Below are 11744 nucleotides of genomic sequence, written 5' to 3'. Positions count from 1 at the left end.
GGGTTCAGAAAGCGTTAGGAATACCGTGAAGGGATGCTCAAAAATAGAACTTGAAACGGATTATTTCTATGGCAAGCGCGGCTAATGGCGTAAATTGCGGAGCCGTCTACCAAACAACCTTTGTCGGTCACCCATGCTCAACCTATCGGCTCCCTCTGCGTATTGTCTGGAAACGGTGACGATCCCGACGCTAACCGACGGAACCCTCTTCAAACACAGTGCCGCATCCGCCTTTTCTTCAGGGAGTTATACTGAGATTATGGCAATCGAACTGACCGTCGATCAGGGTAGGTTTACCCTGACAGCCCGGGATATTCAGCGTACGGAAGTAGTCGTCAGCCAGTCGGAAGAAGCTCTCTGCATTTCCTGTTCGTGTCTGGCTCCGAAAGACCGGTTGTGTGAGCACCAGGTTCAGGTTTTATCGGCGATTGTCAGACGAAAGGAATTTCGAATTTTCTTTGACCAGGCCCTGCGGTACGAGGCCATCAAACCCGTCGCCAGAGACTACGGTCTGGAGAATGAGCGCCAACTGGATGCGTTTTTTCTGGTAGACTACGAGAATAAAACCCTCACAATCAAACCGAATCGACCGGAATTACTGCGGTTCAACCCGGCCGACAAAGCGTTGCTGGTATCGACCCTGGTACCAAAACCGGGTCGGCCCGAAACGGTATCGGAGGAAACGGCATCGAAGCTGCAGCGAATTGTCGTCTTTACGAAACACCGCTATTCCGATCATTTCGGGCTGGAACTGTTTGAAGCGCCAACGACGCGGGAAGGCAACGTAAAAAATCCGTTCACCCCGGTTCAGCCGCTGGAAGCGATCAACCGGATAAAGCAACTGAACGAATTAAAATTCTATTCGGCACTCGTCCGATTTCAGCATACCCACCGCACTAAAAAAAACGAATCGGACCTGGAAGCGTTGCGGTTTGTGGCCGAAAACCCCGCCAAACTGGCGTTTTATTCCCATTCGAGCGGCATTTCTGAAAACATTTCCTCCCAGTCTCTCATCCCGGTAAAACTCAAAATTCTGGTGGGCGACCTGCGGTTGTGGGTTCGCCAAGTCGATCCGTTTTACGAAATCCGGGGTTCACTCGTGCTGGAGGGCACCACGCAGGAGCTCCACAAACTCGTTCTTAAATACGATTACTTCATTCTGCTGCACGACACGCTTCATCTCATTGATAACCCTGACTATCTGCGGGTTATTGAATTTTTCAGCAAAAAAAATACCCGAATCATACTGCACCAGTCGAAATACCGCGAATTTCAGGAAGCGGTTTTGGCCAAACTGGAAAACCAGATTCGGATTACGTATTCGTATCTGCAACCGGCAACACCCGCGCAGCTCGAAGAAAACGGCTTTAATCTGGAACGCGAACACCTCCTGTATCTGGCCGACTCCGAAGATTACGTTATCCTGACGCCGGTAATGAAATATGGAACCGTTGAGGTGCCGGTATTGTCCAAAAAACAGATTTATTCAGTTGACAGCCAGGGAAAACCGTTTACGGTGGAGCGCGACGACGAAGCGGAAATTCAGTTTACGATGGCGATTGCCAGCCAGCACCCTGATTTTCAGAGCCAGCTCGGCCGACCTGAGTTTTATTTACACAAAAGCCAGGTGTTGGATGAAAACTGGTTTCTGGACGCTTTCGACGCCTGGAAAAGCCAGAACATCCGGGTTCTCGGTTTCAATTCCCTGAAAAACAACCGCCTGAATCCCCACAAGGCCAAGGTGTCGGTGGTGGTCAACAGTGGTCTGAACTGGTTCGAAACCCAACTGGGGCTGTCGTATGGCAAGCAAAAAGTTTCCTTGAAACACCTGCACAAAGCAATCAAAAACAAGAGCCGGTTTGTGCCGCTCGACGACGGAACGCAGGGACTGCTGCCGACCGAATGGCTTGAGCGGTTTTCGGCCTATTTTCAGGCGGGTGAAGTGGTGGATGACGTGATTCGGACGCCCCGGATTCGTTTTTCGGACTTGCGAAAGGTGTACGACGACGGGCAACTCAGCAGCGGGGTGTCGGACGAAATCAAGACGCTGGCCGCCCAATTCGCCGACTCTCAGTCGATTCCGTCCGTTGCCATCCCCACCGAGTTGCACGCTACGCTTCGGGATTACCAGAAAGAGGGCGTATACTGGCTGAACTTCCTGGACGAGCTGGGATTTGGCGGCTGCCTGGCCGACGACATGGGCCTCGGAAAAACACTCCAGATCCTGGCTTTTCTGCTGGTTCAGAAAGCCAAAAACCGTACCCGGGCCAACCTGGTCGTAGTACCGACGTCTCTCCTGTTCAACTGGCAGGCCGAAGTGGCGAAATTTGCGCCCACGCTCCGGCTCTACACCTTCTATGGAACCAACCGCAGCCTGAAGAAGAAAGACATCGACCAGTACGACATCATTCTGACCTCCTACGGCACGCTGTTGTCAGACATCCGGTTTTTAAAAGACCATGCGTTCAATTGCATTGTACTCGACGAGTCGCAGGCCATCAAAAACCCGGAATCGCAACGCTATCAGGCGGTTATGCTGTTGCAATCGCGCACGAGGTTTGTCCTGACCGGAACCCCCATTGAAAACCATACCTTCGATCTGTTCGGACAGCTTTCGTTTGCCTGTCCGGGTTTGTTGGGCAATTACCACTATTTTCGGGCGCATTATTCCACGCCCATCGACAAATTCGATGACCGGAAACGCGCCCGCGAACTTCAGCAGAAAATCAGCCCGTTCATTTTGCGCCGAACCAAAGCACAGGTCGCCACCGAATTGCCCGACAAGACGGAGATGATTCTGCACTGCGAAATGGGGCCGGAACAACGGAAAGTCTACGACGCTTACGAACGCGAGTTCCGCACGTTTCTGCTGACGGCGCAGGACGGCGACATTCCCCGGGAGCGTCTTCACGTGTTGCAGGGACTCACCAAACTGCGGCAGATTTGCAACTCGCCGGTTTTGCTCAACGACGATGAATTTTACGGGGACGCATCGGCCAAGATCGACATGCTGATCGAGCAGATTGAAAACAAGTCACCGCAGCACAAAATTCTGGTTTTCTCGCAGTTCGTTACCATGCTCGACCTGATCCGGAACGAGCTAAAAACCAGACAGATTGGCTTCGAATACCTCACCGGCCAAACCACCAACCGGGAAGCCTGCGTCAACCGGTTTCAAACCGACGAAACCGTCCGGGTGTTTCTGATTAGCCTGAAAGCGGGCGGAACGGGCCTCAATTTAACCCAGGCCGACTACGTTTATCTGGTCGATCCGTGGTGGAACCCGGCGGTGGAAAACCAGGCCATCGACCGGAGTTACCGCATGGGTCAGAAGAAAAATGTGGTGGCCGTGCGTCTGATCTGCCCGGATACCATCGAAGACAAAATTCTTCAGCTTCAGGAATCCAAAAAAGACCTGGCCGATCACCTCATCAAAACCGACGCGTCCATTCTGAAATCACTGAATCGGACCGATTTACTGAGTTTGTTGCATTGATCCATTATCGTTAACTCCATTGAAATGTCTATCAGTCCGTTCCTTTCTTTACAAAATGCCACCGTTCGCCGGCCCACTGGCCTTGTTTTACAGAACCTCACCTGGACGCTGAAACCCGGTGAACACTGGGCAATTCTGGGGCCAACGAGTTCGGGAAAAAGCACGTTCCTCGATGCCCTGAGCGGGCGGTTGCCCGTAGCGAGTGGCGCGTATGCTCACCCGGTTGGTGTTCTGCGGGAAGTGGTCGAGCCGGTGGCGAATGATTACCGGTTCGACCGGCAGGTGGCTTCGTCGGCCCGGTATTACCAACAGCGGTTTAATGCCGATTCGGCGGAAGAATCGCCGACGGTTTGGGAGGTTTTGCAACACCGGATCAAACCCACCGGAACCGTCAATGAGAATTCGATCGAATTACCACCACCGGCTTTTCCGGAAGATTGGCTGCTCGAAGTGGCTGACTGGGTGCATATTACGCACTTGCTGGATCGGCACCTTACCTCCCTTTCCAACGGCGAAACCCGGCGGACGCTGCTGGCCCGCTCACTCCTGCGCCGTCCCGAAATTCTGCTGCTCGACAACCCCTTCGGTGGTCTGGACGTCAGCAGCCGCGAACGGCTGCACGGGATTTTGAACCGGATTGCCGCCGAAGGAACGACGCTGGTCCTGGTGACGACACTGCGCGAAATTCCGGATTGCATTACGCACGTCGCTGAATTGTCAGACGGCCAGATCAGTTGGCAGGGACCCAAATCAGAAATGCCCGCACTGCCCGAATCCGCCCCCGAAACCCTGACCGACCCGGCCCTGCTTCCCCGCTGGCTGAACACCTCCGCTATCTCGTTCAAAAATGCGATTGAAATGCGGAATGTGACGGTGAGTTACGGCGAGAAAGTGGTGTTGGACACCATCAACTGGGACGTGAAACGGGGTGAGAAATGGGCGGTTTTGGGACCCAACGGTTCGGGCAAATCGACCTTGCTGAGTTTGATTACTGCCGACAATCCGCAAAGTTACCGCAATGATTATGAACTGTTTGACCGGAAACGCGGCACCGGCGAAAGCATCTGGGACATCAAACGCAACATCGGTTTTGTTTCGCCGGAACTCCACCTCTATTTCCCCCGCGAGCAACCCGTCTGGAAAGTGGTGGCGTCGGGTCTGTTCGACACGGCGGGATTGTTCCGCAAATTGACCCCGGACCAAACCGGGCAGGTGGAGTTCATGCTGGATTTGTTGCGCATCCAGCCCCTGCGCGACAAGCGGCTCGACCAACTCTCGACGGGCGAACAACGCTGGGTGTTGCTGGCCCGCGCCCTGGTGAAAAACCCGCCCCTGCTCGTGCTGGACGAACCCTGCCAGAACCTCGATCCGGCCCACATCGCCCGGTTCCGGGATCTGGTTGATGAACTGTGCCAATCGCCGGAACGGACGCTGCTGTATGTGTCGCACTACGCCGAGGAAATTCCGACCTGCGTGACGAAGGTGCTGCGGCTGGATGCGGGAAAAGGCACGATAGATACGCTATGACCCACACAAACCGGTTGGCATTCTGTGGTCGTAACCACCGAACACTCAATAAGTCTGTTATTCAAAACCGCCGGTAAGTATCTTTCTGTCAGCATACAACCTGACGATCATGGCGACTAAAACCGTTACCTTCCTCTACCTCACCGGTATCAAAAGCCCCTTGTTCTCGAACGCTTTCCTGCGCGGAAGCTGGGACGAAACCGGCCACTCTTCCGATCTCTGGACCGATACGCCCATGCTGGAAATCACCGGCGACGATGGCTGTCCGGCGTTTCAGGCAACCGTCCCGCTTCAGGACGATGGCGACGAAACCTTTTTTCACTGGGGCGTTCGGCTGGATGGCCCCGAACGACCGAACCAGTGGGGCATTCCGACGGAAGTGCCGAATCCATATTCCGTAGACCGGTTCCGTTCGTTTCGACTGAATGCCGAATCCGATAGCCAGACCGAACGGTATTACCTCACCTTCAGTCGGCGGTTGGGGGCCAACAAGGTGTATTCCGAAACCGATGCCGAACCGGGTCTTCAATTCTCGGTGTGGGCGCCCAACGCGCAGGTTGTTCAGGTGGTTTTCGGGTTGCCGGATTCGGGCTATATTGCCAATGATGGAACCGGCATCGATCCAACCCGACCACCCATTCCGCTGGGCAAACCGTCCGACGACGGAATTTGGAAAAGTGCGATTCTGCCCGGATTTAAAACCTACGAGCGCCTACCGTATATGTACCAACTGGTAAATGCGCAGGGCGAAACCGTGTATCGAACCGACATCTTTTCCCGCAGCCAGATCGGGTGTGGAGCCATCAATCCGGAAAATAACCCAAGCTGGCCCGGCACCGTCGAAACCCTGGATGGTGCCATCAGTTGCAGCCTGATTATTGATCCCGACACCATCAGCCGCGATTTTGAACCACCGGTCGGCCAACCGCCGGTTCTCATTCCGGCCGCTGAATTCTGGGCGGATGAGTTTACACCCAACCTGCCGCTCCCCGCACACGTGGACGATCTGGTGATTTACGAATTGCACATCGGCTCCCTCGGTTTCGGGAAAGACCGACCGGGCGACCTGACGGATGCGCTGGCCCTGCTGGATTACCTGACGGCCCTGGGAATTAACACCATCGAGTTGTTGCCGATGGCCGAATTCACCGGCAGCATTGCCTGGGGTTACGGCGGAACGCACCACTTTGTGATCGAATCCAGCGCCGGTGGGCGCGACCAATACCGTCATTTTGTGCGCGAATGCCACCGCCGGGGCATCGCCGTGCTTCAGGATGTGGTCTATAACCATTACAATTATGCCGCCAACCGGGCGCAGTGGCAGTATGATTCAACGCGGCCCGAAGACAACATCTACTACTGGTACGAAGGACATTCGAGCGATTACGTGCATTCCGACGGTGGTTATCTCGACAACGGTTCGAGCGGCTGGACACCCCGGTTTTCGGAAGAAGTCGTTCGGCAGCAATTCATCAGCAGTGCGGCTTTTCTGATCGACGAAATGCACATCGACGGTTTGCGGGTCGATCTAACGCAGGCCATTCACCGCGATAATGTGCTCCACGCCAACGGCCATTCGGTGGGTCGTGCCAACCAGTTCGGGCAGAAACTGCTGCGCGAATGGAGCCGCACGCTGAAAATGATCCGCCCCAACGTCATGCTGATTGCGGAGGATCACACGGGCTGGGATGCCGTCACCAAACCGGCGGCTGGCGGTGGGCTGGGCTTCGATGCAACCTGGTACGTCGATTTCTACCACCACCTGATTGGCGACGCCAAAGGCCAGGATTCGAAAGCCCGGCTACTCGAAAAAGCCGGTTTTGGGTACGACGATCCACTGCCCATGCGCCAGTTTGCGGCTTCGCTCCACCAGAGCCAGTACAACACGGTGGTTTTTCACGAATCGCACGACGAAGCCGGGAACCACGACGGTCCGCTGGCGGAAAGCACGGCGCGGACGATGGTGGTGGCGGTGAACAACGCCGAGATGACGCCCACCACCCGGTTTTGGGCCGAAAGACGCTCCCGAACGGTTTTTGGTTTATCGCTGCTCTCCGCCGGAACACCGATGTTTTTCATGGGCGAAGAAATTGGCGCCCGGAATCGCTACAAATACGATACGTTCATCCATTTACGGGAAGATCTGCTGGGAGAACGCAACGGTTCGGGCGCCAACATGTACCGGTTTTACCAGGATTTGATTGCCGTCAACAAGCGCCTGCACGCCATTCGCAGCCGGAACATTGACATTCTGCACGCCCAGGACAACAGCCGGGTGATTGCCTTCAAAAGGTGGCTCGGCCAGGAGCAGGTGCTGATCGTCGCCAGTCTGAACAACATGCCCTTCGATAGCTATACGATCCACAGTGATGCTTACCGGTTGCCAACGGGCGGCTGGAAGGAAATTTTCAACAGTGATTCTGAACTCTACGGCGGGGCCAATGTGGGCAATGGCGGGGCCATTCACCAGGCGGCAAATGGCTCCATTACAGTTGCCTTGCCAGCCAATGGTTTGGTGTTGTTTGTGTTGCAATGATCCGGTTGGGTGATCCGCATCGTCATGTCATCGGCGTCACCCACCGCACCATCATCATAACCATTATAACCATCATCCATCATCCATCATCCATCATCCATACCCCGGATTGCATCCGGGGCTAGTGATGTCAGCCCGTTGGGCTGGTTGTCGGTTGTGTTTCAGGGTTTTTCGGGGGCGGTGGCGACGGCAATTTTGGAATCGGCGGTGCCGTAATACAAAAACCACTGGCCTTTGTAGGGGACTAAACCTTCGATAAAACACACGTGGTTGATCTGGCCGACCATTTCGTAGGGCTGATCCGGTTTCAGGAAATAGGTTTCGGAGCGGTCGATGAGTTTGGTGGGCTCGCTGGCATCAAAGAGCAACTGACCGGCCGCATAGGTTCCGTCCGGTAAATCCCGGTCGCCATCTTTCCCGTGGTTCATGCCATTGTACAGCAGCACAATACCGTTGGCGGTTAACAAAGCGGGTGGGCCGGGTTCCAGCAGGCGGTAATCGTGTTTGTCTTTCCGCCGTTCGGCCACCGCAAACAGCTTGCCGCTGGTCGTTTCAACGGGCGTCCAGTGGATGAGGTCCGGCGACGATGCGCAATACAGTTGTGGCTGGTCTCCCCAGTACATCCAGTATTTGCCGTTGATTTTCTCGGCCACCAACCGGCTCCCGATGCGCCTGCATACGATCGAACCCGATTTCGACCATTCATTGCGGTATTTCAGATCATCGAACGCGAGCCCTTGTTTTTTCCAGTTGATCAGGTTTTTGGAGGTTGCCACGCAAAGCCGGGCCTTGTCGCCGTCGTAGGCCGTATAGGTCATCACATATACCCGATTCGGGCTTTCCACAATCCTGGGATCTTCACAGCCGCCCTCCCACTCATACACCTTCATGGGGTCGTTGTCGGGGTAAAAAACCGGTTTGGGACGTCGCTTGAAATGGATGCCGTCTGTGCTGACGGCCAGTCCCAACCGCGAGGTTCCGGCGTGTTTGCCCACGGTATCTTCGGCCCGGTAAATCATGCAGATTTTGCCTTTTCGAACCACCACCGCCGGGTTAAAAACGTCTTTTTCTTCCCAGCGCACGGTTTCGCCCCGCAACGGACAGTCAAACGTAGTCGTTTTTTTCGCATCCAAAACCGGGTTGGCGGCATGTTGCTTCGTGAATTCGCCAATCATCCACGGTTTATAGGGCGACTGGGCGTAAGCCGTGACGTGGAATACGAGTACGACAAGCGATAAAAAGGAACGATGTAACATGAGTAATTGCGAAAGTAATGATTGGAGATTCAACGGATACCAACGGGTTTAATTGGTGAAAATCCGTTTAATCCGGTCAATCCGTGTTCCCATCCAAAAAATCAGTCCCAACATACGGGAATTTAGGTTAAGAACCGCAATTATCCGGTTCAGGTTATAAAAACCGCAGTTGATCCCCTTAAAACTTGAACTGCAACCCGATTCCCGCCAATTTTGGGGGAAATAAACAACAAAGACCAATGAAACGATTATTTTTATTTGCAATGCTACTGGCGGTTTTCGTTGGCGGCTTGTCCGGGTGTAACCGCGAAGACGTCGGACCACTGCAGGAAGGCGAGAAAGCTTTTTTGCTGACGGGTTTCGACCGCCTGGAAATGGGCAGCGGTTTTGATGTTACGCTGGAGAACGGCCCGGGTTTTAAGATCATGGCCAAAGGCGATCAGCGCAACCTGGATGATCTGGATGTGGTGGTCCGCAACGGCACCCTGTCCGCTAATTACCGCACGAACAAAAGCCGGAAATACAATACCGCCTTCACGATTACGATGCCCCACCTACGGGGTGCCAACTTCTCCGGCGGGGTACACGCCAAGGTAAAGGGCTTCGCGAATCTGACCGACCTGGACATCGAACTCTCCGGCGGAGCGCACGGAACCTGGGAAGTGATTGCCACCCGCACAAATGCGGTGGTTTCCGGCGGCTCGAAGCTGCAACTGATCGAATCCAAAATCACGACGGGTGGTGATGATTCCATTACCAGTTTGATGAACCAGCTCACCGTCGATGCCTCCGGCGGCTCCCACGTCGAAGCCTTCGACTACGCGGCTCAGTCCGTAAACGTGAAAGCGTCGGGAGCCAGCCACGCCGAAATTACCGTGACCCAATCGTTGACGGCGGAAGCCAGCGGGGCCAGCAAAATCCGGTACAAAGGAAATCCGGCCAACATCAACCAAAGGGCCAACGACGCCAGTAAAATAGAGAAATACTAAACCCTGACAGCGGCCCCAGGGCCCTGTCAGCGGTTAAAAGCCTCCCCAACTATACACACTACTGTCCACCCCGTTCCGGAAAAAGCGAAAACCGCTGACAGGACCACTGGCCGCTGTCGGGGTTTTCGCTGCATTTTGAGATTCATTTGCCGGTAAAATGGCAAAAAAAGGCAAATTTACGTACCTTTGCACCTTCATTTCAACAAGGAGAGCAATCGAATGATTTCAGTACAAAACGTCTCACTCCGCTACGGCAAGCGGGTTTTATTCGACGACGTCAACATAAAATTCACCGCGGGCAACTGCTACGGGGTGATCGGCGCCAACGGAGCGGGCAAATCAACGTTTTTGAAAATCCTGTCGGGCGAAATTGAACCCCAGACGGGTTCAGTCGTCATCACACCCGGCGAACGGCTCTCGGTGTTGAACCAGAACCAGTTTGCCTACGATGACTTTCCGGTTCTGCAAACCGTCATCATGGGCAACAAACGCCTGTATGACATCATGCAGGAAAAGGACGCCCTCTACGCCAAAACCGACTTTACGGATGCCGACGGCGAGCGGGCGGCCAACCTCGAAGGCGAATTTGCGGAGATGAACGGCTGGGATGCCGAGTCGGACGCGGCTTCGTTGCTGAGCGGTTTGGGCATCAAAGAAGATCTTCACTACAGCCAGATGGCCGATCTGAACGGTTCCGAAAAAGTGCGGGTGCTGCTGGCCCAGGCACTGTTTGGCAATCCGGATATTCTGCTGCTGGATGAACCGACCAACAACCTCGACGTTGAATCGAGCCTGTGGCTGGAAAACTACCTGGCCAATTTCAAGAATACCGTGATCGTGGTTTCCCACGACCGCCACTTTCTGGATCAGGTTTGTACGCAAGTCGTTGATATTGACTTCTCTAAAGTGCGGCTTTTTACCGGCAACTATTCGTTCTGGTATGAATCGAGCCAACTGGCCCTGAAACAACGGCAGGACCAGAACAAGCGGACGGAAGACAAACGCAAGGAACTGGAGGAATTTATCCGGCGGTTTTCGGCCAATGCTTCCAAGTCGAAACAGGCTACCAGCCGGGCGAAATTGCTCGAAAAACTGACGCTCGACGACATTGCGCCTTCATCCCGGAAATATCCCTACATCAATTTCAAACCGGAACGCGAACCCGGCGACCAGATTCTGAACGTCGAAAACCTGACGTATACGAGCGAAGACGGCGCCCGGCTGTTCACCAACCTGTCGTTTTCGATGCGCAAGGGCGACAAGGTGTTCCTGTTCAGCCGCGATGGTCTGGCCGTGACGGCCCTGTTCGATATTCTGGCCGGTGAACGCAAAGCCGACTCGGGTGAGTTCAAATGGGGCGTTACCATCACGCCATCGTATTTCCCGAATGATACCGGTCGTGATAAATATTTCCAGAATGACCTGAACCTCGTGGACTGGCTGCGGCAGTTTTCCGTGGAGAAAGACGAAAGTTTCATCCGTGGTTTTCTAGGCCGGATGCTGTTTTCGGGTGAAGAGTCGCTCAAAAAATCGACGGTTTTATCCGGGGGCGAAAAAGTGCGGTGTATGCTTTCCAAAGTCATGCTTTCGGGTGCCAACCTGCTGCTGCTGGATGAACCGACCAACCACCTCGACCTCGAATCCATTACGGCCCTCAACAACGGCCTCATCGACTTCAAAGGCCCGATTTTGTTCACTTCGCATGACCACCAGTTTGGCGAAACCATCGCCACCCGCATCATCGAAATAGCGCCCAAAGGCCACCTCGATAAACTGATGACCTACGACGAGTACCTCACCGATGATAATGTGAAGGAACAACGCGAAGCGCTTTATAAATAAGGTTTACGGTTTTTAGTGGTTTACGGTTGCTGACGCATTCTACATTTGTTATTCGATATTCAATATTCGTTATTGATGAATGCGTCAGCAACCGTATA

At 54.2% G+C, this 11744-nt stretch carries 6 protein-coding genes; 5 read left to right on the top strand and 1 reads right to left on the bottom strand.

Annotation, left to right across the window (positions count from 1 at the left end):
* Positions 1–133: 133 nt before the first annotated feature.
* The 3 genes from FH871_RS12085 to FH871_RS12075 all read left to right on the top strand — a co-directional run bounded on the left by FH871_RS12085 (position 134) and on the right by FH871_RS12075 (position 7559).
* Positions 134–3496: a DEAD/DEAH box helicase gene (locus FH871_RS12085; RefSeq protein WP_138991687.1), complete on the top strand. Its 3363-nt coding sequence runs from the start codon at positions 134–136 to the stop codon at positions 3494–3496.
* Between the two features lie 24 nt (positions 3497–3520).
* Complete coding sequence (locus FH871_RS12080; protein ID WP_138991686.1) at positions 3521–5023, top strand: ATP-binding cassette domain-containing protein; 1503 nt, start codon at positions 3521–3523, stop codon at positions 5021–5023.
* Between the two features lie 109 nt (positions 5024–5132).
* Positions 5133–7559, top strand: coding sequence for an alpha-amylase family glycosyl hydrolase (locus FH871_RS12075; RefSeq protein ID WP_138991685.1), 2427 nt, complete (start codon positions 5133–5135; stop codon positions 7557–7559).
* Between the two features lie 161 nt (positions 7560–7720).
* Here FH871_RS12075 and FH871_RS12070 read toward each other — a convergent pair whose 3' ends face one another.
* Positions 7721–8815 (bottom strand): glycoside hydrolase family 130 protein, encoded by a 1095-nt coding sequence (locus FH871_RS12070; RefSeq protein ID WP_138991684.1) that lies wholly within the window; start codon positions 8813–8815, stop codon positions 7721–7723.
* A 239-nt stretch (positions 8816–9054) separates the two neighbouring features.
* On the opposite strand from FH871_RS12070, the gene FH871_RS12065 reads away from it, so the two are divergent.
* Positions 9055–9804 carry a head GIN domain-containing protein gene (locus FH871_RS12065; RefSeq protein WP_138991683.1) on the top strand — a complete coding sequence of 250 codons (750 nt, stop codon included), beginning with the start codon at positions 9055–9057 and terminating at the stop codon, positions 9802–9804.
* A gap of 219 nt (positions 9805–10023) precedes the next feature.
* Positions 10024–11646 carry an ABC-F family ATP-binding cassette domain-containing protein gene (locus FH871_RS12060; RefSeq protein WP_138991682.1) on the top strand — a complete coding sequence of 541 codons (1623 nt, stop codon included), beginning with the start codon at positions 10024–10026 and terminating at the stop codon, positions 11644–11646.
* Positions 11647–11744 lie beyond the last annotated feature (98 nt).

The organism is Larkinella sp. C7 (assembly GCF_006149005.1).
GTDB lineage: Bacteria > Bacteroidota > Bacteroidia > Cytophagales > Spirosomataceae > Larkinella.
The sequence above is the reverse complement of the archived record's forward strand: the minus strand, read 5'-3'. Positions and strand labels throughout refer to the sequence as shown.